Origin of the sequence: Enterobacter sp. HG048, assembly GCF_024702055.1 — a bacterium.
Taxonomy (GTDB): Bacteria; Pseudomonadota; Gammaproteobacteria; order Enterobacterales; family Enterobacteriaceae; genus Enterobacter; species Enterobacter dykesii.
Map to the genome: position 1 here is coordinate 36001 of NZ_JANLIZ010000019.1, position 22871 is coordinate 58871.

Below are 22871 nucleotides of genomic sequence, written 5' to 3' on the forward strand. Positions count from 1 at the left end.
ATGAATCTATGTCTGGTGAGTATGTCACACGTCTTTTTCCGCGCCGTACGCGCGGTGTTTTCCAGCAAAACGCTTAGCCTGAGCCTGCCCTGTTTATTTCTGGCAGGGTGTGTTTCCCATGCGCCACAAAGTGCCATTAGCGATAAACAGGAAGATAAATGGCCCGATAACCAGCTGGCAGACTTCCTCTCAACCCGCTGTGACGACATCTGGAACCTGTCAGGACATGACGTTGAAAGCAACCCGCTCTTCTGGCTGCGAGGAATAGACTGCGCCCAGCGTCTGGCGCCGGTAGACGCCCGCTCGAAGGCGGCGATGCTGGATGACGACACCTGGCAGGACGCGTTCAAGCGTGGGATTTTACTTGCAGATGCGAAAATCACCCCCGTTGAACGCCGCGTCAATGTCACCCGGCTGGACACGTTTGTGGTCAATCTTCCCGTGCAGGTACGCCCGGTATACCAGCTCTGGCGCGATGGGCAGACATTACAGCTTCAGCTGTCTGAAGAGCGTTCCCGCTACAGCAAGCTGCAGCAGTCAACCGACAGCGAGCTTGATACGCTGCGGCAACAGCAGCAACATTTACGTACGCAGCTGGATACCACGACGCGTAAGCTGGAAAACCTGACCGATATCGAAAGGCAGCTCTCGTCGCGTAAATATCAGCCGGGGAGTTCATCCGCTGCGCCGGACAGCGATACGCCGAAACAAGAGGACGTGAAGCATGACGAGCCGTAAACCAGCCCATCTCTTACTGGTGGATGACGATCCCGGGCTATTAAAGCTGCTGGGGATGCGTCTGGTGAGTGAAGGCTACAGCGTCGTGACCGCCGAAAGCGGGCTGGAGGGGCTGAAGATCCTTAGCCGCGAGAAAATCGATCTGGTAATAAGCGACCTGCGGATGGACGAAATGGATGGCCTGCAGCTGTTCGCGGAGATCCAGAAGCAGCAGCCGGGTATGCCCGTGATCATCCTGACGGCGCACGGGTCGATCCCGGATGCGGTTGCCGCGACGCAGCAGGGGGTCTTCAGCTTCCTGACCAAGCCGGTGGACAAAGACGCGCTGTATAAGGCTATCGACAGCGCGCTGGAACATGCCGCCCCGGCGGGGGATGAAGCGTGGCGGGAGTCCATCGTCACCCGCAGCCCCATTATGCTGCGTCTGCTTGAACAGGCCCGGATGGTGGCGCAGTCCGACGTCAGCGTGCTCATCAACGGCCAGAGCGGAACCGGGAAAGAGATCCTGGCGCAGGCGATCCATAACGCCAGCCCGCGCAGTAAAAACGCCTTTATCGCCATTAACTGCGGCGCGCTTCCGGAACAGCTTCTCGAATCTGAACTGTTTGGTCATGCCCGCGGCGCATTCACCGGCGCGGTGAGCAGCCGGGAAGGGCTGTTCCAGGCCGCGGAAGGTGGCACGCTGTTCCTGGACGAGATTGGCGACATGCCCGCGCCGCTGCAGGTCAAACTGCTGCGCGTGCTGCAGGAGCGAAAAGTTCGCCCGCTGGGCAGCAACCGCGACATTGATATTAACGTGCGCATTATTTCCGCCACCCACCGCGACCTGCCAAAAGTGATGGCCCGCAACGAGTTTCGCGAAGATCTCTACTACCGCCTGAACGTGGTGAATCTGAAGATCCCGGCGCTGGCGGAGCGCGCGGAAGACATTCCGCTGCTGGCGAATCATCTTCTGCGCCAGGCGGCCGATCGTCATAAACCGTTTGTGCGCGCGTTTTCCACCGACGCGATGAAGCGGCTGATGGCCGCAGGCTGGCCGGGTAACGTGCGCCAGCTGGTGAACGTGATTGAGCAGTGCGTGGCGCTGACCTCCTCACCGGTGATCAGCGATGCGCTTGTAGAGCAGGCGCTGGAAGGGGAAAACACGGCGCTGCCGACGTTTGCGGAAGCTCGGAATCAGTTTGAGCTCAACTATCTGCGCAAGCTATTGCAGATCACCAAAGGCAACGTGACCCACGCGGCGCGCATGGCCGGACGCAACCGCACCGAGTTCTACAAGCTGCTGTCGCGCCACGAGCTGGAAGCAAACGATTTTAAAGAGTAATGCCGTATGGTACTGTGAGCAATCGATTACGAGGCAGCTTACAGGCAAGAGTTTAAGGACCCACCATGAAAAAGATTGATGCGATTATTAAACCTTTCAAACTGGATGACGTGCGTGAAGCGCTGGCGGAAGTCGGCATCACCGGGATGACCGTGACGGAAGTGAAAGGTTTTGGTCGTCAGAAGGGCCACACCGAGCTTTACCGTGGCGCAGAGTACATGGTCGACTTTCTGCCGAAAGTAAAAATTGAAATTGTGGTCAGCGACGATATCGTCGATACCTGCGTGGATACCATTATCCGCACCGCGCAGACGGGCAAAATCGGCGACGGTAAAATCTTCGTCTTTGACGTGGCGCGCGTGATCCGTATCCGTACCGGCGAAGAAGACGACGCCGCGATTTAACAATGCCAACGGTTTGTAGGCCGGGTAAGGCGCCGCCGCCACCCGGCGAAAAAAAAGCCCCTCGAACGAGGGGCTTTTTCATTACAGCACCTTATGGGGCCCGAAGCATTCGTAGTTAATGTTGTCTTTGTTCACACCCAGCTCCACCAGCTGCTTCGCGGCATACTGCATAAACGCCACCGGCCCGCAGACGTAGAACTGCATGTCCGGCGCGCTAAACGTCCCTTCCATCTGGCTTAAATTCATCAGGCCTTCGCTGTCAAACCGTGCGGCCGCGCGGTCTGCTTCCGTCGGCAGGCGATACCAGGTATGCGCGGCGAAGCGCGGCAGGGACGTCCCGAGCGTTTTCACTTCATCGGCAAAGGCGTGCACGTCACCGTTTTCCGCAGCGTGGAACCAGTTAACCTGCGCACCGTGGTTGGCTTTCGCCAGCGTATCGAGCATCGCCAGCATTGGCGTTTGGCCGACGCCCGCAGAGATCAGCGTAACCGGGGTATTCGCTTCAACGGCCATGAAGAAATCGCCCGCCGGCGCGGCCAGATGGACCACGTCGCCCACGTTAGCTTCGTTGTGCAGCCAGTTGGATACCTGGCCGCCGTCCTCACGCTTCACCGCAATGCGGTAGCCTTTGCCGTTTGGCTTGCGGGTAAGAGAATACTGGCGGATCTCCTGATGCGGGAAACCTTCAGGCTTCAGCCACACGCCCAGATACTGGCCCGGCTGGTAATCGGCAACCGGCTGTCCGTCCACCGGCTCAAATTCAAAGCTGGTAATCAGCGCGCTGCGCGGCGTTTTCTCAACGATGCGGAAGGCGCGCGTGCCTTCCCAGCCGCCGTTCTTGCTGGCGTTTTCGCTGTAGATCTGCGCTTCGCGGTTGATAAACACGTTTGCCAGCACGCCGTAGGCTTTCCCCCACGCGTCCAGCACCTCCTGGCCCGGGCTGAACATCTCGTCCAGCGTTGCCAGCAGGTGGCCACCCACAATGTTGTACTGCTCGGGCTGGATCTGGAAGCTGGTGTGCTTCTGCGCGATTTTTTCCACCGCGGGCAGCAGTGCCGCCAGGTTTTCAATATTGCTGGCGTAGGCCGCGATGGCGTTGAACAGCGCTTCGCGCTGATCGCCGTTGCGCTGGTTGCTCATGTTGAAAATTTCTTTGAGCTCCGGGTTGTGCGTGAACATGCGATCGTAAAAATGGGCGGTGAGTTTAGGGCCGGTTTCCACCAGCAGGGGGATGGTGGCTTTAACGGTAGCGATGGTTTGAGCGTCGAGCATGAGCGCATCCTTCTGATGTGACTTTAATGATGTATTTTAAATGCATCTTATAAAAAATACCCCTGCGTTGTAAATGGTTCTTTGCAAGATGAAAAATATGCATCACAAACCTGAAAAGAAATCCGCTGGAAAGGGGGAGAGCTTTATTCCTCAAACCCTTGCGTGGCGCGCAGGAAAACGTTTGCGTAAAATCGTTTGTCAAGACCTGTTATCACAGAACTAATCAGTTATACTGTTGCCCGTTGTCCAACAGGACTGCCTTTTCAGGCCAAAATTTACTTGTTAGCTGAGTCAGGAGATGCGGATGTTAAAGCGTGAAATGAACATTGCCGATTATGATGCCGAACTGTGGCAGGCTATGGAGCAGGAAAAAGTACGTCAGGAAGAGCACATCGAACTGATCGCCTCCGAAAACTACACCAGCCCTCGCGTTATGCAGGCGCAGGGGTCTCAGCTGACCAACAAATACGCTGAAGGTTACCCGGGCAAGCGCTATTACGGCGGTTGCGAGTACGTTGATATCGTTGAGCAGCTGGCTATCGACCGTGCGAAAGAACTTTTTGGCGCTGACTACGCAAACGTGCAGCCGCACTCTGGCTCTCAGGCCAACTTCGCGGTCTACACCGCGCTCCTGCAGCCGGGCGATACCGTTCTGGGTATGAACCTGGCGCAGGGCGGCCACCTGACTCACGGCTCCCCGGTTAACTTCTCCGGCAAACTGTACAACATCATCCCTTACGGTATTGATGAGTCCGGCAAAATTGACTACGAAGACATGGCGAAGCAGGCTAAAGAGCACAAACCGAAGATGATCATCGGTGGCTTCTCTGCTTACTCCGGCATCGTTGACTGGGCAAAAATGCGTGAAATCGCGGACAGCATCGGTGCTTACCTGTTCGTCGACATGGCGCACGTTGCGGGCCTGATTGCCGCTGGTGTTTACCCGAACCCGGTTCCACACGCTCACGTTGTGACCACCACCACCCACAAAACCCTGGCGGGTCCACGCGGTGGCCTGATCCTGGCGAAAGGCGGTGACGAAGAGCTGTACAAAAAACTGAACTCCGCTGTATTCCCAAGCGCGCAGGGCGGCCCGCTGATGCACGTTATCGCGGCTAAAGCCGTTGCGCTGAAAGAAGCGATGGAGCCAGAGTTCAAGGTTTATCAGCAGCAGGTTGCTAAGAACGCCAAAGCGATGGTGGAAGTGTTCCTGAACCGTGGCTACAAAGTGGTATCCGGCGGTACTGAAAACCATCTGTTCCTGCTGGATCTGGTTGATAAGAACCTGACCGGTAAAGAAGCTGACGCTGCCCTGGGCCGCGCCAACATCACCGTGAACAAAAACAGCGTGCCAAACGATCCGAAGAGCCCGTTCGTGACCTCCGGTATCCGTATCGGTTCTCCGGCCGTAACTCGTCGCGGCTTTAAAGAAGCGGAAGTGAAAGAGCTGGCTGGCTGGATGTGTGACGTTCTGGACAACATCAATGACGAAGCGGTTATCGAGCGCGTCAAAGGTAAAGTTCTGGATATCTGCGCACGCTTCCCGGTATACGCATAATTCTTCTGCTTCGCAGAAATAAAAAAGGCCGCGTATGCGGCCTTTTTTTATGGCTTAACGCCGGTCCAGGGAGATGGCGCCAGGTCCGACAATCGCCAGCAAAATAAAGGCGCCAGCAATACTGATGTTCTTGTAGAAATTAATCATATTCGGTACGACCGCATCACCGGTCATATCCCAGTAATGGTGACCGATAATCGCCGTGCCCAGCGTATAGAATACAAACAGTACGGCGAGAGGACGGGTGAAAAAGCCCAGCACGATCAGGATAGCGGCAGGCACTTCCATCACCACCGCAATAATAGCCGCCAGCATGGGCATCGGCGTACCCAGCGAGGTCATATATTGTACGGTTCCGCTAAACCCCGTCAGTTTTGGATAGCCAAAGATGATAAACAGCACGACAAGCGCTATGCGGCCAATTAGCAGCAGCAGGTGACGTGACTGACCGAAATCGAAATAACGTAATGAGTTCATGGCAGAAAAACCTCTGCAAGTGGAGTAATTTAAACGTAATACATATTTTCATTCCCTGCCATAAGCCAGACGACTGCACGAAATGTTAAAATTTCGTTAATTTATAGCAGGCTATCGACTTGCTTAATTTATATATTCTCGCCAGACTATGGCCTCGATTTCGGGAGGGATTCATGGTCTTGCATTCCACGCGCTGGCTGGCGCTCAGTTATTTCACCTATTTCTTTAGCTACGGCATTTTTCTGCCTTTCTGGAGCGTCTGGCTTAAGGGTATCGGCCTGACGCCCGAGACCATCGGTGTCCTGCTCGGGGCCGGGCTGGTGGCGCGTTTCCTTGGCAGCCTGCTGATTGCCCCGCGCGTCAGCGATCCCTCCTTACTGATCAAGGCCGTGCGCATTCTTGCGCTGCTGACCCTGGTCTTTGTTGCCTGCTTCTGGGTCAGCCACCAGTTTGCCTGGCTGATGGTGGTGATGGTCGGCTTTAACCTGTTCTTCTCACCGCTGGTACCGCTGACGGATGCCCTGGCGAACACATGGCAAAAGCAGATCACCATGGACTATGGCCGCGTGCGCCTGTGGGGCTCAATTGCCTTTGTGATTGGCTCGGCGCTGGTGGGGAAACTGGTCAGCCTTTACGATTACCGCGCCATTCTCGCCCTGCTGAGTATCGGTATTGCCTCGATGCTGCTGGGCATGCTGCTGCGACCGTCGGTGATGCCGCAAGGGGAAAGCCGCCATCAGGAGAGCGCAGGTTGGCCCGCCTGGCGGAGCCTGGTGGCCCAGAGCTGGCGTTTTCTGGCGTGTGTCTGTCTGCTTCAGGGGGCGCATGCGGCGTACTATGGCTTCAGCGCCATCTACTGGCAGGGGGCGGGATATTCTGCTTCGGCCGTGGGCTATCTGTGGTCGCTGGGCGTGGTGGCCGAAGTCATCATTTTCGCCCTGAGCAAGAAATTATTCCGTCGCTTTGGCGCGCGAGACCTGCTGCTGCTTTCCGCCGTGTGCGGCGTGGCGCGCTGGGGGATTATGGGCTGGACGACCGATCTGCCGTGGCTGATCGTGGCGCAAATTCTTCACTGCGGCACCTTTACCGTGTGCCATCTGGCGGCCATGCGCTATATCGCAGCGCGCGAGGGCGGAGACGTTATTCGTCTGCAGGCCGTCTATTCGGCGGTCGCCATGGGGGGCAGTATCGCGATCATGACGGTGTTTGCCGGGTTCCTCTATCAGCACCTGGGGCATGGCGTCTTCTGGGTGATGGCGCTTGTCGCCTTACCCGCCATCGTTGTTCGCCCTAAAGTGGCCGCCCGCGCGTCGCTATGATTCCAGCATGGCGCGAATATGTTCTTGCTGCTGCGCGTTCAGTGTCTCAACGGCATGAATCAGCGGCGGCGAGAACAGCGGCAGGACGGTAGGGTAGGGGGTGATAACCAGCGCGGCCTCGCGCGGTGCCCCCTCTTTCTGGAAAGCCTGCAGCGTTAGATAGCGAATATTAAGCGGCAGCAGCGTCAGCTCGCGAAGCTGCTGTTCAATCAGGTCCTCGCTGGCTTTATCGTCTCCCGTCAGCAGGATCACCTGTTTTTCGTGCAGATCGGTCTCCTGCATCAGCCAGGCGCCGAAAATCACCGCCACCAGGCTCATCTCTTCATCAGAAAAACGCAGCCCAAACTCCGCTTCCAGCTCAAACAGCGCTTCCTTTGTGGTGCGTAACAGCCGGGGATAGAGACGATGGATCTCCTCCGGCAGGCTATTGTCGATGCCGATTTCAAACAGCGAGCGGTCCAGCGCCTGAGCCAGATGGATATACAGCTGATCGGTCAGCCCTTGCTCATCGCTGAAGTTCATCCCGGTCTGCGAGCGAAAACGGGCGACCATGCGCACAATGGCCCGGCGCAGACGCTGATCCTGCTGGTGCTTATCAAGCACCGGATCGGGCGTGCGGAGCATCATAAACAGCAGCGCCAGAAACAGCTGTTCATCCCCGTGCGCACCCTGCGGGACGCGCCGTTTCCAGTGACGTACGATCTCCTGGGCCGTAAAATACTCCCCTCTCGACTGGGTCCAGCTGCGCTGCACGTGAGAAAACTGCGGCGTATTTCCGAGCTGATGCTGAATGAGACAGTATTGCAAATAGAGCTGTAAAAACTGGACGTCGCGGCATTCAAACTGGCGCTGCAGCTTGCGGGAGCAGAAGCCGATCAGCGCCCGCAGGTTCGCATCATCGTAAAGCGGCCGCGCAATGCCGTGTTGTTTAAGCGCGGTTTTTAATGCGGGGGTAAACTGGTGCGAGACAAACTGCGGGCAAAGCCGCAGCGCCCGGCGCAGCCAGTGCAGCAGGCATAAACGCTGATTCAGGGCTGTGCCTTCAATCCGGTAGCTGCCGTCGTGGTGCGTAACGATGTCCAGCCGGTGATAGCGCTGGATTTCATCGCGCGTCTCGGCTATATCTTGCCGTGCCATCGCGTCGTCCACGCCGTTGGCAGCGATAATGCTCTGTGCGGTGACGGCAGCATCGGGCAGGTAAAGCATCAAAAGCACCTGGCAGCGGCGCTGCGAACTGGAAAGCACAGATGGAATTTCAAGCGTCGTCATCATCTGTCGGGTATCCAGTGTGAATGTTTGATAAGAATAGCTAAAGGATGAGCGCTGAAAAGCGCGCCGGCAGGCCTTTCACTCAGGATTGCTGGGGAACATCACAGAATTTTTGACGTGAGGAATTGATGCAAACAGTTAAACAAAGTGCGATGGCGTTATTTTTGGCGGTTATCAGCTTCACCGCCAGCGCACACCCTCACAGTTTTATTGACCTCCAGACGGAGCTGGTTACCGACGGCACGCAGCTGAGCGGCCTGAAGATGCGCTGGACGATGGATGAAATCACCTCGGCCGATCTGCTCTATGATGCGGGAAACGCGAAGCCTGGCGATGAAATCTGGAAAAAGCTGGCGGCGGAAGTGATGGCCAACGTGCTCGGCCAGCACTACTTCACGGAATTCTGGCACAACGGGCAGAAGGTCAAATTTCTGAACCGGCCAACGGAATACGGGATGACGCGTGACGGGCATCAGGCTGTGCTGACGTTTGTGCTTCCGCTGGCGCATCCGCAGCCGCTGGCCGGGCAAACGTACCGTTTTTCCACCTTTGACCCTACTTACTATGTCGACATGCGCTATGACAAAGACGGAGACGTACGGCTGCCGGACGCTCTGCAAAAAAACTGCAAAATTGGCGTACACACCCCGAAGCCCAGCGAGGAGACGCTGAACTTTGCGGTCTCGCTTGATAAAGAAGATGCCCCACCTGAGGACATGGAGTTGGGTAAACAGTTCGCGCAGGAGGTGACGTTACAATGTCAGTGATCTCCTCTCCGGTTCGAAAACCTCGCCGCTGGCTGCACCTCTGGCCACTGGCGCTCTTTCTTGTGCTAGCCGTTTGCGGTTCGCTCTGGCTATGGCAGGCCTGGCCGCAGGTCATGATGAAAAGCATTATCTGGCAGCGTGAGGTCAACCAGCAGATGAGCGGTCTGCTGAAGGCGGTGGCGGAGAACCCGACCAAAGCGGGTGGTTCTCTGCTGGCATTCAGCTTTATCTATGGCGTTCTGCACGCGCTGGGGCCGGGGCACGGCAAAATCGTCATCACGACCTGGCTCGCCACCCATCCGTCGAAGCTGAAATCGAGCATCGGCCTGACGCTGGCCTCCTCGCTGCTACAGGGCGGTGTGGCGATTGTGCTCGTCGTGGTGGTCCTTTCGCTGTTGCAGCTTCCCGCGCGCCAGCTGCACATGAGCAGTTTCTGGCTGGAGAAGGGGAGCTACGCGCTGGTGGGCGTGCTGGGGCTGATCCTCTGCTGGCGGGCGCTGAAAAAGCTGCGCGTGCTGCTGCAAAAACCCAAATTCAAAACCTTTACGCCGCACCACGTTCATGATGAAAGCTGCGGCTGCGGGCATCAGCATTTGCCCACGCAGGAACAATTGCAGAGCGGTGACGACTGGCGCGCGCGGCTGATGATTGTTCTCTCGATGGGCATGCGCCCGTGTTCGGGGGCAATCATGGTGCTGCTGTTCAGCAAGGTGATAGGCGTGTTTGGCTGGGGAATGCTCTCCGCGCTGGCGATGGCGGCAGGGACGTCTCTCACCATTTCGTCTTTAGCGCTGCTGGTTCACAGCTTCCGTCAGCTGGCGGTCAAACTGAGCGGCAATAAAACGCCGGTGCTGTGGCGACAGGTAGGGTGGACAACGCTTGCGCTGGCGGGCGGGGTGATTCTGCTGGTGGCGGCGGTGACGATGTGGATGAGCGCGGTACCGGTGGGAAGAGGATTGCGGCCGTTTTAGTTGGGATCCCCTCTCCCACAGGGAGAGGGAATGACCGGGATTAACGCTTCAGCGCATCGCTCAGTTCATCACGCATGTTTGCCAGCATGGCTTTAACAACGCGTGGGTTACCCGCAACGACGTTGCCGGTAGACATGTAGTTGTGGCCGCCGGTGAAATCACAAACGATGGCACCTGCTTCACGTGCGATCAACTCGCCCGCAGCAAAGTCCCACGGCTTCAGCGACAGCTCGAAGTAACCGTCAACGCGGCCGGTCGCCACGTAGGCCAGATCCAGCGCGGCAGAGCCGGTACGGCGGAAGTCCGCGCATTCGGTGAACAGTTTGCCCAGGATATTCATATAGGTGGTCGCGTGCTGTTTCGCCTTGAACGGGAAACCGGTCGCCAGAATGGTGCCGTCCAGATCGCGTGCGTTGCTGCAGCGCAGACGGTAGCCGTTCAGCTGTGCGCCCTGACCGCGGGTAGCGGTGAACAGTTCGTTACGCATTGGATCGTAAACAACGGCGACTTCAGTACGGCCTTTAATGCGTACTGCGATAGACACAGAGAAGTGTGGCAGGCGTTTAACAAAGTTGGTGGTGCCATCCAGTGGATCGATAACCCATTGAACATCCTGATCGGTACCTTCATGTTCACCGCTTTCTTCGGTGATGATGGTGTGCTGCGGGTAAGATTTGCGGATCGTTTCGATAATAATCGCTTCTGCGGCTTTATCGACGTTAGTCACGAAATCATTGCTGCCTTTCTGGCTGGTTTCTACGGAGTCTGGCGTTTCGTAGTGTTTGGCAATTACATTACCCGCCTTGCGCGCTGCGCGCACGGCGATGGTCAGCATCGGATGCATCGGTCTCTCTCACTGGATGTTAAAGAACAGGAAAATCGGCGCAGAGTATAGCAGTGGGATCGGATTATGTCTCCCGTTTATGATAATATGCCGGAATATTCTTCAGACGCTGAATTCAGACATTAAAAATTATGCTGCAAAACATTCGAATCGTGCTGGTCGAAACATCGCACACCGGCAACATGGGCTCCGTTGCCCGCGCTATGAAAACCATGGGCTTAACGAACCTGTGGCTGGTTAACCCGCTGGTGAAACCTGACTCGCAGGCTATCGCCCTGGCGGCAGGTGCCAGCGACGTGATCGGCAATGCCCAGATCGTCGATACCCTTGACGAAGCGCTGGCCGGCTGCAGCCTCGTTGTTGGCACGAGCGCGCGTTCACGCACGCTGCCGTGGCCGATGCTGGATCCGCGCGAATGCGGCCTGAAAAGCGTCTCAGAAGCGGAACAGGCTCCGGTTGCGCTGGTGTTTGGCCGCGAGCGCGTTGGCCTGACCAACGACGAGCTGCAGAAGTGCCACTATCACGTCGCCATCGCGGCGAACCCGGAATACAGCTCGCTGAACCTGGCGATGGCGGTGCAGGTTATCGCCTATGAGGTACGTATGGCGTGGCTGGCGACGCAGGAGAAACAGGCAGAGCCTAAAGAAGAAACGGCCTACCCGCTGGTGGACGATCTTGAGCGCTTCTACGGTCACCTGGAGCAGACGCTGCTCTCAACCGGCTTTATTCGTGAAGGCCACCCGGGCCAGGTGATGAACAAGCTGCGCCGCATGTTTACCCGCGCGCGCCCGGAAAGCCAGGAGCTGAACATCCTGCGCGGGATTCTGGCGTCGATTGAGCAGAAGAATAAAGAGTAGTGTCGATTTCCCCCTCTCCTCGCGGGAGAGGGCTGGGGTGAGGGCATCAGGCCGCACCTGGGTTATGAAGGCACGGAACGTTAAATACCTGACTAAAACAGTCAAGTAAATAGTTGACCATTTTAGTCAGGAATGTCAGACTTGGCCCTGCTATGCAATACCCCCATTTTACAATAAAAAACCCCGGGCAGGGGCGAGTTTGAGGTTAAGTAAGACATGAGACTGACATCTAAAGGGCGTTATGCCGTGACCGCGATGCTGGACGTTGCGCTCAACTCCGAAGCGGGCCCGGTTCCGTTGGCTGATATTTCTGAACGACAAGGGATCTCCCTCTCTTACCTGGAACAGCTGTTCTCCAGACTGCGTAAAAATGGACTGGTTTCCAGCGTTCGTGGCCCAGGCGGCGGTTATTTGCTGGGTAAAGACGCGGGCAGTATTGCAGTTGGTGAAGTGATTAGCGCAGTTGACGAATCCGTTGACGCGACCCGTTGCCAGGGGAAAGGCGGCTGCCAGGGCGGCGATAAGTGCCTGACCCACGCGCTGTGGCGCGATCTGAGCGACCGTTTGACCGGCTTCCTGAACAACATCACCCTCGGTGAGCTGGTGAATAACCAGGAAGTTTTGGACGTATCGGGCCGTCAGCACGGTCAGGATTCCCAACGCAGCACCCGCGCGCAGGACGCTATCGACGTCAAACTGCGCGCGTAATAAAACGATAAAGATTTCAGAATCAGGCCGGGGCGGTCACGCCCCGCGTACTCGGTCGTACATCCAGCCGGTTGCCTGATTCCTTGCATTGAAGCGATGTACGGAGTTTAAAGAGCAATGAAATTACCGATTTATCTCGATTACTCCGCAACCACGCCGGTGGACCCGCGTGTTGCCGAGAAAATGATGCAGTGTCTGACCCTGGACGGAAACTTTGGTAACCCAGCTTCCCGTTCACACCGTTTTGGCTGGCATGCTGAAGAGGCGGTTGATATCGCCCGTAATCAGATTGCCGACCTGGTGGGTGCCGACCCGCGTGAGATCGTATTCACCTCCGGTGCGACCGAATCCGACAACCTGGCGATCAAAGGTGCAGCCAACTTTTATCAGAAAAAAGGCAAGCACATCATCACCAGCAAAACCGAACACAAAGCCGTGCTGGATACCTGCCGCCAGCTGGAGCGTGAAGGGTACGAAGTGACTTACCTGGCGCCACAGAGCAACGGGATCATCGACCTGAAAGAGCTCGAAGCGGCCATGCGTGATGACACCATTCTGGTTTCTATCATGCACGTTAACAACGAAATCGGCGTCGTTCAGGACATCGCGACCATCGGCGAAATGTGCCGCGCGCGCGGTATCATCTATCACGTTGACGCGACCCAGAGCGTGGGCAAACTGCCTATTGATCTGAGCCAGCTGAAAGTGGACCTGATGTCCTTCTCCGGCCACAAAATTTATGGCCCGAAAGGGATCGGTGCGCTGTACGTTCGTCGTAAACCGCGTATCCGCATCGAAGCACAGATGCACGGCGGCGGTCACGAGCGCGGTATGCGTTCCGGCACGCTGCCTGTTCACCAGATCGTGGGCATGGGCGAAGCGTACCGCATTGCGAAAGAAGAGATGGAAACCGAGATGGCACGCCTGCGCACGCTGCGTAACCGTCTGTGGGACGGCGTGAAAGATATGGAAGAAGTGTATCTGAACGGCGATCTCGAGCAGGGCGCGCCGAACATCCTCAACGTCAGCTTCAACTATGTTGAAGGCGAATCGCTGATCATGGCGCTGAAAGACCTGGCCGTTTCTTCCGGTTCTGCCTGTACGTCTGCAAGCCTGGAGCCATCCTACGTGCTGCGCGCGCTGGGCATGACCGACGAGCTGGCGCACAGCTCTATCCGTTTCTCTTTAGGTCGTTTCACTACCGAAGAAGAGATTGACTACACCATCAAGCTGGTTCGCAACTCCATCGGCCGTCTGCGCGACCTTTCTCCACTGTGGGAAATGTTCAAGCAGGGCGTGGATCTGAACAGCATTGAATGGTCACATCACTAATCGGTACATAAGGAGAATTCAATCATGGCATACAGCGAAAAAGTCATCGATCATTACGAGAACCCGCGCAACGTTGGCTCATTTGACAACAGCGACGAATCTGTTGGTAGCGGCATGGTCGGCGCACCGGCGTGTGGCGACGTGATGAAGTTGCAGATTAAAGTCAACAATGAAGGTATCATTGAAGACGCGCGCTTCAAGACCTACGGCTGCGGTTCTGCTATCGCGTCCAGCTCCCTGGTGACCGAATGGGTGAAGGGCAAGTCTCTGGACGAAGCACAGGCAATTAAGAACACGGATATTGCTGAAGAACTCGAACTGCCACCGGTGAAAATTCACTGCTCAATTCTGGCAGAAGACGCGATCAAAGCCGCTATTGCGGACTATAAAAGCAAACGTGAAGCAAAATAATTGAGGTTTGAGTATGTCGATTACCCTTAGCGACAGCGCTGCCGCGCGAGTAAGCTCTTTTCTGGCGAACCGTGGTAAAGGCTTTGGCCTGCGACTGGGCGTACGTACCTCCGGCTGTTCTGGTATGGCTTACGTACTGGAGTTTGTTGATGAACCGGCGTCTGATGACACTGTGTTCGAAGACAAGGGCGTGAAGGTGGTGGTCGATGGCAAAAGCCTGCAATTCCTCAACGGCACTCAGCTGGACTTCGTTAAAGAAGGCCTGAACGAAGGGTTCAAATTTACGAACCCGAACGTCAAAGACGAGTGTGGTTGCGGCGAAAGCTTCCACGTTTAACCGCGCGTCATCCGAAACCCCACCGTGGCTTACCTGCTGCGCGTGGGGTTTGTTCTAACAGGCTACCCCTGAGATTGTTATGGATTACTTCACTCTCTTCGGACTACCCGCTCAATACCCGATTGATCTCCAGGCGCTGACGATCCGTTTTCAGGATCTTCAGCGTCAGTACCATCCGGATAAATTCGCGAGTGGTACTCAGGCAGAACAGCTGGCTGCGGTTTCCCACTCTGCCACCATCAACCAGGCCTGGCAGACGCTGCGCCATCCGCTGGCGCGCGCTGAATATCTGCTCTCGCTCCACGGATTCGATCTGGCAAGCGAACAGCACACCGTGCGTGACACGGCGTTTCTGATGGAGCAGTTGGAGCTTCGCGAAGAGCTGGATGAAATTGAACAGGCCAAAGACGAAGCGCGTCTGGAAAGCTTCATCACGCGCGTGAAGGGCATGTTCGATACCCGTCATCAGCAGATGGTGGAGCAACTGAACAACGAGACCTGGGACGCGGCGGCAGACACTGTGCGCAAACTCCGTTTTCTCGATAAACTGCGAAGCAGTGCTGAACAACTCGAAGAAAAGCTGCTCGATTTTTAATTTCGGAAGCAATTATGGCCTTATTACAAATTAGTGAGCCTGGCTTAAGTGCCGCACCGCACCAGCGTCGTCTGGCGGTGGGTATCGATCTGGGCACCACCAATTCCCTCGTGGCGACCGTGCGCAGCGGCCAGGCGGAAACGCTGGCTGACGAGCAGGGCCGCCATCTGCTGCCTTCCGTGGTCCACTACCAGCAGCAGGGTCACGCGGTCGGCTATGACGCCCGCGCCAACGCCGCGCGCGATCCGGCCAACACCATCAGCTCCGTGAAGCGCATGATGGGCCGCTCTCTGACCGATATTCAGACCCGCTATCCGCATCTGCCGTATCAGCTGCAGGCCAGTGAAAACGGCCTGCCGATGATTGCGACCGCGGCCGGTCTGCTGAACCCGATTCGCGTTTCCTCCGACATCCTCAAAGCGCTGGCGGCGCGCGCGACGGCGACGCTCGGCGGCGATCTGGACGGCGTAGTCATTACCGTTCCGGCCTATTTTGACGATGCACAGCGTCAGGGCACCAAAGACGCCGCGCGTCTGGCGGGCCTGCACGTGCTGCGCCTGCTGAACGAACCGACGGCGGCGGCGATTGCCTACGGCCTCGACTCCGGTCAGGAAGGGGTCATTGCGGTTTACGATCTCGGCGGCGGTACCTTTGATATCTCGATCCTGCGCCTGAGCCGCGGGGTGTTTGAAGTGCTGGCGACCGGCGGGGATTCCGCGCTGGGCGGCGATGACTTCGACCATCTGCTGGCGGACTACATTCGCGAGCAGGCGGGCATCAGCGATCGCAGCGATGCGCGCGTCCAGCGTGAACTGCTGGATGCGGCGATTGACGCCAAAATCGCCCTGAGCGATGCGCAGACGGTTACCGTAAACGTTGCGGGCTGGCAGGGTGAGATCACCCGCGACCAGTTCAGCGATCTGATTGCCCCGCTGGTGAAGCGCACCCTGCTGGCCTGCCGTCGCGCATTGAAAGATGCGGGCGTTGAGGCGAACGAGGTGCTGGAAGTGGTCATGGTGGGCGGTTCGACCCGCGTGCCGCTGGTGCGCGAGCGCGTGGGCGAATTCTTTGGCCGCACGCCGCTGACCTCCATCGACCCGGACAAAGTGGTTGCCGTGGGCGCCGCAATCCAGGCCGATATTCTGGTCGGCAACAAGCCGGACAGCGAAATGCTGCTGCTGGACGTCATCCCGCTGTCGCTGGGTTTAGAAACCATGGGCGGCCTGGTGGAGAAAGTGATCCCGCGTAACACCACCATTCCGGTGGCGCGCGCGCAGGAGTTCACGACCTTCAAAGACGGCCAGACCGCGATGTCCATCCACGTAATGCAGGGCGAACGCGAGCTGGTGCAGGACTGTCGCTCTCTGGCGCGCTTTGCGCTGCGCGGCATTCCGGCGCTGCCTGCGGGTGGGGCGCATATTCGCGTCACCTTCCAGGTGGATGCGGACGGTCTGCTGAGCGTCACGGCGATGGAAAAATCCACCGGCGTGGAATCGTCCATCCAGGTGAAGCCGTCCTACGGCCTGACCGATGGCGAAATCGCCTCCATGATTCAGGACTCAATGAGCTACGCCGAGCAGGATGTGAAGGCGCGTATGCTGGCTGAACAAAAAGTTGAAGCGGCCCGCGTGCTGGAGAGCCTGAACGGCGCGCTCGCTGCCGATGCCGCGCTGTTAAGCGACGCTGAGCGCCAGGTGATTGACGACGCTGCCGCGCATTTAAGCGCAGTAGCAGAAGGCAATGACGCTGACGCAATAGAAGAAGCCATTAAAAACGTTGATAAACAAACCCAGGACTTTGCTGCTCGCCGCATGGACAAATCTGTCCGCGTCGCGCTGAAAGGCCAGTCCGTGGACGAGGTTTAATATGCCAAAGATTGTTATTTTGCCTCATGCGGACCTCTGTCCGGATGGCGCTGTTCTGGAAGCGAAGACCGGTGAAACCATTCTCGATGTTGCCCTGCGTGCAGGTATCGAAGTGGAACACGCCTGTGAAAAATCCTGTGCCTGCACCACCTGCCACTGCATCGTGCGTGAAGGTTTTGATTCTCTCGCTGAGAGCACCGAAGACGAAGATGACATGCTGGATAAAGCATGGGGTCTGGAGCCTGACAGCCGCCTGAGCTGCCAGGCGGCGGTGACCGATGAAGATCTGGTCGTGGAGTTCCCACGCTACACCATCAACCACGCACGCGAGCATTGATATGGGCCTGAAGTGGACAGACAGCCGTGAAATCGGCGAAGCGCTCTACGACGCGAACCCGGATCTCGATCCGAAGACCGTACGATTCACCGACATGCATCAGTGGATCTGCGATTTAGAGGATTTCGACGACGATCCAAACGCATCCAATGAAAAAATTCTGGAGGCGATTCTGTTAGTCTGGTTAGATGAAGCAGAATAAAAAACATAACGGGCTGCCTTCAGGCGGCCCGTTTGCTAGTTGCTAATAAGGAAAAATAAAATGACCGAAGCGATGAAGATTACGCTCTCGACGCAGCCCGCCGACGCGCGCTGGGGCGAGAAAGCCAGCTACAGCATCAACAATGACGGCATAACCCTGCACCTGACGGGCAACGACGATTTGGGTCTGATCCAGCGCGCCGCGCGTAAAATTGACGGCCTGGGCATTAAGCATGTCTCCCTGGAAGGCGAAGGCTGGGACACCGACCGCAGCTGGGCATTCTGGGCAGGCTACAAAGGGCCGAAAGGCACCCGCAAAATTGAGTGGGCGAACCTCGACGAAGCCGGTCAGAAAGAGCTGGAAAGCCGCCTGCAAATCATCGACTGGGTGCGCGACACCATCAACGCCCCGGCGGAAGAGCTTGGTCCGGAGCAGCTGGCGCAGCGCGCGGTTGACCTGCTGTGCGGCGTGGCCGGCGACAAGATGTCCTATCGCATTACCAAAGGTGAAGACCTGCGCGAGCAGAATTACATGGGCATCCACACCGTGGGCCGTGGTTCCGAGCGCCCTCCGGTCCTGCTGGCTCTGGATTACAACCCAACCGGCGATAAAGCGGCGCCGGTCTTTGCCTGCCTGGTCGGGAAAGGCATCACCTTCGACACCGGCGGCTACAGCCTGAAGCAGAGCGCGTTCATGGACTCCATGAAGTCCGACATGGGCGGCGCGGCAACCATCACCGGCGCGCTGGCGTTTGCCATCACTCGCGGTCTGAACAAGCGCGTGAAGCTGTATCTGTGCTGCGCGGACAACATGGTGAGCGGTAACGCCTTCAAGCTGGGCGACATCATTCGCTACCGCAACGGCAAAAACGTCGAAGTGATGAACACCGACGCCGAAGGCCGTCTGGTGCTGGCCGATGGCCTGATCGACGCGTCTGCCCAGAAGCCAGAGCTAATTATCGACATGGCGACCCTGACCGGCGCGGCAAAAACCGCCCTGGGTAACGACTACCACGCGCTGTTCAGCTTCGACGACAAGCTGGCCGCTCGCCTGCTGGCAAGCGCCGCTGCGGAAAACGAGCCGTTCTGGCGTCTGCCGCTGGCCGAGTTCCACCGCAGCCAGCTGCCGTCCAACTTTGCCGAGCTGAACAACACCGCGAGCGCGGCGTACCCGGCGGGTGCAAGCACGGCGGCAGGCTTCCTGTCCCACTTCGTTGAGAACTACCACGAAGGCTGGCTGCACATTGACTGCTCCGCAACCTACCGTAAAGCGGCGGTTGAGCAGTGGTCCGCGGGCGCGACCGGTCTGGGCGTGCGTACCGTGGCGAACCTGCTGACGGCTGAGTAATCGTTATTGCCCTCTCCCCCTCTCCCAGGGGGAGAGGGGGAAATGCATCATCTGGAATTGTTATGTCCGAAACCAAAAACGAATTAGAAACCCTGCTGGAGCAGGCGGCGACCGAGCCCGCCCACCGTCCGGCATTTTTCCGCACGCTGCTGGAATCCACCGTCTGGGTGCCTGGCACTGCCGCGGAAGGTGAGCAGGTTGTCGAAGACAGCGCGCTGGATCTGCTGCACTGGGAGAAAGACGACGGCAGTTCGGTGATCCCGTTCTTTACCTCGCTGGAAGCCCTGCAGGAAGCGGTAGAAGACGAACAGGCGTTCGTAGTGATGCCGGTGCGTACCCTGTTTGAAATGACGCTGGGCCAGACGCTGTTCCTTAACGCGAAGCTGCCGACCGGGAAAGAGTTTACGCCGCGTGAAATCAGCCATCTGATAGGTGAAGAGGGCAACCCGCTCAGCACCCAGGAAGTGCTGGAAGGGGGCGAAACGCTGCTGCTGTCTGAAGTGGCCGAGCCGCCCGCGCAGATGATTGATTCCCTGACGACGCTGTTCAAAACCCTGAAACCGGTTAGACGCGCGTTTCTCTGCTCCATTAAAGAGCGTGCGGACGAGCATCCGGTTCTGCTGATTGGTATTGAGGCGGACGGCGATATCGACGAAATCATTCAGGCGGCGGGAAGCGTGGCGACCGACACGCTGCCGGGCGATGAGCCGATTGATATCTGCCAGGTGAAGAACGGCGAGAAGGGCATCAGCCACTTTATTACCGAGCACATCACCCCGTTCTACGAGCGTCGCTGGGGCGGCTTCCTGCGCGATCTCAAAACCAACCGCATCATCTGATTACGGCGGGGTGAATATCACCCCGTTGCTTCCAGCAGCAGTAAATCCATCAGCAGCACCAGATTCGACTCAAACGACGTCACCCCCGCGGCTTCGGCGGCGAAGTGTACCGCTTCGTCATAGAGGGCAAAATGCACGTCCGCCATCCCCGCCAGCGTGTTGGCCGAGGCGCGGGTAAACGCGACGATGGTCATGCCAACGTTTTTGGCAATTCGCGCTTTATCCAGCACCTGCTCCGTTTCGCCGCTGCGCGAGACGGCAATAAACACCTGATAGCGGGCGGCGTTGCTGAGGAAAATATTCCGGCTGTCCCCCGGCCCGGAGATAAACGCCGTTTTGCCCAGCACCTGCAGCTTCTTGGTCAGGTACTCCGCAAAGAGATAGGAAAACCCGGCCCCGTAGAGAAAGAAGCTCTCTTTCTGGCGCAGCAGGTCGGCAAACTGCTGGCGTTTTTCCTGCGTGACCCACTGGAAGGTGTGCTGATAGTTGGCGATAAACTGGTTAAACAGCGCCGGGAGTTCAGGAAGCGACTGCCCCTGAGCGGCAATATGCGGCGTGTCGGAGAGCAGCTGCTTGCAGTGCCAGATAAACTCGCTAAAGCCGCTGAACCCCAGCTTCTGGCACAGCCGCATGATGGTGGCGGTAGAAACAAACGTCGCCTGCGCCAGCTCGCGAACCGTAATATTGCCCACCAGCAGCGGATGCTCCGTGAGGTGGGCGAGGACGCGATACTCCGCGCGGGTCAGTGACGCTCCGCGCGTTAACAGCGTGGCCAGGCGATTATCCATTATTTCGCCGGTTCAACCGGCAGGTCGTCGCGCGCGCCCCATTCGCTCCAGGCGCCGTCGTATAGCGTGACGTCGTTCGCGCCGAGCGTGGAGAGCGCCAGGATCACCACGCAGGCCGTGACGCCGGAGCCGCAGCTGGCAATAATCGGACGGTGTAAATCAACGCCGGCACGGTCAAAAATGGCGCGCAGCTCGTCGGTGGTTTTCAGCTCGCCCTCAAACACCAGATCGCCCCACGGCACGTTCAGCGCGCCCGGAATATGGCCGCGCTTCAGCCCCGGACGCGGTTCGTCCGCTTCGGCATTGAAGCGAGGCGCTGGACGGGCATCGACGATTTGCTCCGTTTTTTCATGGCTCACGACCAGCACGTCGGTCAGGCGTTTTACCACGTGGGTGTCAAAGGTCGCGTCGAATTCACCTTCCGGCAGCGTTACGTCACCCTGCTGAAGCGGCAGCTCGTCGCGCTTCCAGCCCGCCAGCCCGCCGGCAAGAATCGAGACTTTTTCCACGCCGAAGTTTTTCAGCATCCACCACGCGCGCGGCGCGGAGAAGAGGTTACCTTCATCATAGACAACGAGGTGTTTGTCTTTGCTGACGCCCAGCTCGCGCATCGCCACGGAAAACGCTTCCGGGCGCGGCAGCATGTGCGGCAGGGGAGAGTTGTGATCGGAGAGGGTTTCAATATCAAAAAATACCGCGCCAGGCAGGTGCCCGGCACGGTATTCACCGGGCACGTCACGATGCTCTTGTCCCGGAGGGGCCATACGCGCGTCAATAATCTGAACTTCCGGATCGTCGCCGTGCTCAATCAGCCAGTCGGCGGCGACAAAATATGAGGTGGACATGGGTTGCCTCCATTCTTTTCCGTAAAAAAGGATTGTCGGTGTTTTTTCTGACACCGACAAGCAAACCACGTTCAACTCGCGAGCAAGCCCCTATTTTTTCACCGGTTCGCCGTCTTGCCAGGCTTTTTGCAGCGCTGGCCAGTAGTCGCTGTTGGCCTCAATCATTTCATCCAGAATCGCCTTCGCGTGTTCCATGGTCGGCACGGTGCGGTTGAGGGTAAACGCCTGCAGGGCTTTCTCATAGCTGCCTTCGATAGTCGCCTCTACCAGCAGCTGTTCAGATGCGAGCTGCTGCTGCAAAAGGGTCTGATGGAACAGCGGCACCTGACCGACGCGAATCGGTTCCGGACCCTCGGAGGTGATATAAGCGGGAACCTCCACCACCGCATCGTAAGGCAGGTTGGTAATCGCCCCGCGGTTTTCCACCATCACCAGATGGCGGCTGTGCAGGTTAAAGGCCAGCGAGCAGGCGACATCAACGATAAACTCGCCGTGGACGCCCACGTGGAAGGCATCAGGCAGGATCCCGGTGCGCTTATATTCTTCGGCAGCGGCGAACAGCTTTTTCTCGCGCCCGTCCATCACTTCATTGGCGCGGGTATAATCCGGGTTCTGGTGTTCCACAATCTGGTTTGGCATCAGGTAGTACTGCAGATATGGGTTCGGCAGATACTCCGGGAAGTTGTCCATGATTGGCTTAATGTTGCGCCAGGTTTTTACCCACGACGGATCGGAATGCTGCGGATCGGTTTTGGCCGCATCTTCCGTCAGCAGGCCAAACTTCGCGATATGCTTACGCAGCTCGGGAAGCTTGTCTTCGCCGTCCACCAGTACGCGGGTAAACCAGCCGAAGTGGTTCAGGCCGAAGTAGTCCACCTCCAGCCTGCGGCGATCGACACCCAGAATCGCCCCCATATTGCGCATGGCGGCGACAGGCATATCGCAGATGTTCAGCACCCGCGCATCCGGACGCAGCCGGCGCACGCCCTCCGCAACGATCGCCGCCGGGTTGGAGTAGTTCACGATCCAGGCTTTTTCGTGCGCGTAGCGATCCACCAGATCGATAAGCTCAACCATCGGCAGGATCGTGCGCAGGCCGTAGGCCAGCCCGCCGGGTCCGCAGGTTTCCTGGCCGACCACGCCGTGGCGCAGTGGGATCTTCTCGTCCTGCTCGCGCATCTTGTACTGGCCGACGCGCATCTGGGCGAAGACGAAATGCGCGCCGCTGAAGGCCACTTCAGGGTCGCTGGTAACGGTGAACTTGATGCTCTGGCTGTGGTCGCGGATGACCTTTTCGACGACCGGCGCAATGGTGTTCTGGCGCGCCTCGTCGATGTCATAAAGGCGGATTTCGGCCAGCGGGAAATCCTGCAGGCGCACCATCAGGCTTTTCACAATACCCGGCGTGTAGGTGCTGCCGCCGCCGGCAATCGACAGAATGAATGGGGGTGTAAACATCTTTAGC

The 22871-nt window shown here is 57.7% G+C and carries 25 protein-coding genes; 18 read left to right on the forward strand and 7 right to left on the reverse strand.

Annotation, left to right across the window (positions count from 1 at the left end; translation table 11 throughout):
• The 3 genes from qseG (at position 1) to glnB (ending at position 2466) form a co-directional block, all read left to right on the forward strand.
• A complete protein-coding gene (gene qseG / locus NUX24_RS18725; protein WP_047652695.1) occupies positions 1 to 738 on the forward strand; it encodes a two-component system QseEF-associated lipoprotein QseG in 738 nt (245 codons plus the stop codon).
• Positions 725 to 2062 (forward strand): two-component system response regulator GlrR, encoded by a 1338-nt coding sequence (gene glrR, locus NUX24_RS18730; protein WP_023308835.1) that lies wholly within the window; start codon positions 725 to 727, stop codon positions 2060 to 2062. Before qseG ends, glrR begins: the two co-directional genes overlap by 14 nt.
• A 65-nt stretch (positions 2063 to 2127) precedes the next feature.
• Complete coding sequence (gene glnB / locus NUX24_RS18735; protein WP_003860685.1) at positions 2128 to 2466, forward strand: nitrogen regulatory protein P-II; 339 nt, start codon at positions 2128 to 2130, stop codon at positions 2464 to 2466.
• Positions 2467 to 2547: 81 nt separating this feature from the next.
• Here the strand turns inward: glnB and hmpA are convergent, their stop codons facing one another.
• Positions 2548 to 3738, reverse strand: a complete 1191-nt coding sequence (gene hmpA, locus NUX24_RS18740; protein ID WP_257833368.1) for an NO-inducible flavohemoprotein — start codon at positions 3736 to 3738, stop codon at positions 2548 to 2550.
• Positions 3739 to 4042: 304 nt separating this feature from the next.
• Between hmpA and glyA the strand changes: the two genes are divergently transcribed.
• Positions 4043 to 5296 carry a serine hydroxymethyltransferase gene (glyA, locus tag NUX24_RS18745; RefSeq protein ID WP_008502165.1) on the forward strand — a complete coding sequence of 418 codons (1254 nt, stop codon included), beginning with the start codon at positions 4043 to 4045 and terminating at the stop codon, positions 5294 to 5296.
• 54 nt (positions 5297 to 5350) lie between these two features.
• Here the strand turns inward: glyA and NUX24_RS18750 are convergent, their stop codons facing one another.
• Positions 5351 to 5773, reverse strand: coding sequence for a DoxX family protein (locus NUX24_RS18750; protein WP_039263751.1), 423 nt, complete (start codon positions 5771 to 5773; stop codon positions 5351 to 5353).
• Positions 5774 to 5946: 173 nt separating this feature from the next.
• Between NUX24_RS18750 and NUX24_RS18755 the strand changes: the two genes are divergently transcribed.
• Positions 5947 to 7092 carry a 3-phenylpropionate MFS transporter gene (locus NUX24_RS18755; protein WP_008502163.1) on the forward strand — a complete coding sequence of 382 codons (1146 nt, stop codon included), beginning with the start codon at positions 5947 to 5949 and terminating at the stop codon, positions 7090 to 7092.
• On the opposite strand, the gene csiE is transcribed toward NUX24_RS18755, so the two are convergent.
• Positions 7087 to 8364: a stationary phase inducible protein CsiE gene (csiE, locus tag NUX24_RS18760; RefSeq protein ID WP_193805853.1), complete on the reverse strand. Its 1278-nt coding sequence runs from the start codon at positions 8362 to 8364 to the stop codon at positions 7087 to 7089. The genes NUX24_RS18755 and csiE overlap by 6 nt on opposite strands.
• A gap of 125 nt (positions 8365 to 8489) precedes the next feature.
• On the opposite strand from csiE, the gene NUX24_RS18765 reads away from it, so the two are divergent.
• Positions 8490 to 9128: a DUF1007 family protein gene (locus tag NUX24_RS18765; protein WP_121931818.1), complete on the forward strand. Its 639-nt coding sequence runs from the start codon at positions 8490 to 8492 to the stop codon at positions 9126 to 9128.
• The gene (locus NUX24_RS18770; protein WP_257833373.1) at positions 9119 to 10099 is read left to right on the forward strand and encodes a nickel/cobalt transporter; all 981 of its coding nucleotides are present in this window, start codon (positions 9119 to 9121) and stop codon (positions 10097 to 10099) included. Before NUX24_RS18765 ends, NUX24_RS18770 begins: the two co-directional genes overlap by 10 nt.
• 40 nt (positions 10100 to 10139) lie before the next feature.
• On the opposite strand, the gene suhB is transcribed toward NUX24_RS18770, so the two are convergent.
• Positions 10140 to 10943 carry an inositol-1-monophosphatase gene (suhB, locus tag NUX24_RS18775; RefSeq protein ID WP_023308828.1) on the reverse strand — a complete coding sequence of 268 codons (804 nt, stop codon included), beginning with the start codon at positions 10941 to 10943 and terminating at the stop codon, positions 10140 to 10142.
• A 131-nt stretch (positions 10944 to 11074) separates the two neighbouring features.
• On the opposite strand from suhB, the gene trmJ reads away from it, so the two are divergent.
• From trmJ to sseB, 11 genes are all read left to right on the forward strand, one after another.
• Positions 11075 to 11800 carry a tRNA (cytosine(32)/uridine(32)-2'-O)-methyltransferase TrmJ gene (gene trmJ / locus NUX24_RS18780; RefSeq protein WP_047652688.1) on the forward strand — a complete coding sequence of 242 codons (726 nt, stop codon included), beginning with the start codon at positions 11075 to 11077 and terminating at the stop codon, positions 11798 to 11800.
• Between the two features lie 216 nt (positions 11801 to 12016).
• Positions 12017 to 12508, forward strand: coding sequence for a Fe-S cluster assembly transcriptional regulator IscR (gene iscR, locus NUX24_RS18785; protein WP_023308826.1), 492 nt, complete (start codon positions 12017 to 12019; stop codon positions 12506 to 12508).
• Between the two features lie 117 nt (positions 12509 to 12625).
• Complete coding sequence (gene iscS / locus NUX24_RS18790) at positions 12626 to 13840, forward strand: cysteine desulfurase (protein ID WP_008502157.1); 1215 nt, start codon at positions 12626 to 12628, stop codon at positions 13838 to 13840.
• Positions 13841 to 13864: 24 nt separating this feature from the next.
• A complete protein-coding gene (gene iscU / locus NUX24_RS18795; RefSeq protein ID WP_003860661.1) occupies positions 13865 to 14251 on the forward strand; it encodes a Fe-S cluster assembly scaffold IscU in 387 nt (128 codons plus the stop codon).
• A 13-nt stretch (positions 14252 to 14264) separates the two neighbouring features.
• On the forward strand, positions 14265 to 14588 hold the full coding sequence (gene iscA / locus NUX24_RS18800) for an iron-sulfur cluster assembly protein IscA (RefSeq protein WP_003860659.1): 324 nt from the start codon (positions 14265 to 14267) through the stop codon (positions 14586 to 14588).
• Between the two features lie 79 nt (positions 14589 to 14667).
• Entirely contained in the window at positions 14668 to 15183 is a 516-nt protein-coding gene (gene hscB / locus NUX24_RS18805; RefSeq protein WP_048976602.1) for a co-chaperone HscB, read from the forward strand.
• Positions 15184 to 15197: 14 nt separating this feature from the next.
• A complete protein-coding gene (gene hscA, locus NUX24_RS18810) occupies positions 15198 to 17048 on the forward strand; it encodes a Fe-S protein assembly chaperone HscA (protein WP_257833378.1) in 1851 nt (616 codons plus the stop codon).
• A 1-nt stretch (position 17049) separates the two neighbouring features.
• Positions 17050 to 17385, forward strand: a complete 336-nt coding sequence (gene fdx, locus NUX24_RS18815; RefSeq protein ID WP_003860652.1) for an ISC system 2Fe-2S type ferredoxin — start codon at positions 17050 to 17052, stop codon at positions 17383 to 17385.
• 1 nt (position 17386) lies between these two features.
• Positions 17387 to 17587 carry a Fe-S cluster assembly protein IscX gene (gene iscX, locus NUX24_RS18820; RefSeq protein WP_003860650.1) on the forward strand — a complete coding sequence of 67 codons (201 nt, stop codon included), beginning with the start codon at positions 17387 to 17389 and terminating at the stop codon, positions 17585 to 17587.
• Positions 17588 to 17647: 60 nt separating this feature from the next.
• A complete protein-coding gene (pepB, locus tag NUX24_RS18825; protein ID WP_047652685.1) occupies positions 17648 to 18934 on the forward strand; it encodes an aminopeptidase PepB in 1287 nt (428 codons plus the stop codon).
• 62 nt (positions 18935 to 18996) lie between these two features.
• Positions 18997 to 19773 carry an enhanced serine sensitivity protein SseB gene (gene sseB / locus NUX24_RS18830; protein ID WP_126330004.1) on the forward strand — a complete coding sequence of 259 codons (777 nt, stop codon included), beginning with the start codon at positions 18997 to 18999 and terminating at the stop codon, positions 19771 to 19773.
• A 17-nt stretch (positions 19774 to 19790) separates the two neighbouring features.
• On the opposite strand, the gene NUX24_RS18835 is transcribed toward sseB, so the two are convergent.
• The 3 genes from NUX24_RS18835 to NUX24_RS18845 form a co-directional block, all read right to left on the reverse strand.
• The gene (locus tag NUX24_RS18835) at positions 19791 to 20561 is read right to left on the reverse strand and encodes a MurR/RpiR family transcriptional regulator (RefSeq protein ID WP_047652683.1); all 771 of its coding nucleotides are present in this window, start codon (positions 20559 to 20561) and stop codon (positions 19791 to 19793) included.
• Complete coding sequence (sseA, locus tag NUX24_RS18840; protein WP_257833383.1) at positions 20561 to 21406, reverse strand: 3-mercaptopyruvate sulfurtransferase; 846 nt, start codon at positions 21404 to 21406, stop codon at positions 20561 to 20563. The genes NUX24_RS18835 and sseA overlap by 1 nt, the downstream gene beginning before the upstream one ends.
• A 90-nt stretch (positions 21407 to 21496) precedes the next feature.
• Positions 21497 to 22864, reverse strand: a complete 1368-nt coding sequence (locus tag NUX24_RS18845) for a 6-phospho-alpha-glucosidase (protein ID WP_257833385.1) — start codon at positions 22862 to 22864, stop codon at positions 21497 to 21499.
• Between the last annotated feature and the right edge of the window lie 7 nt (positions 22865 to 22871).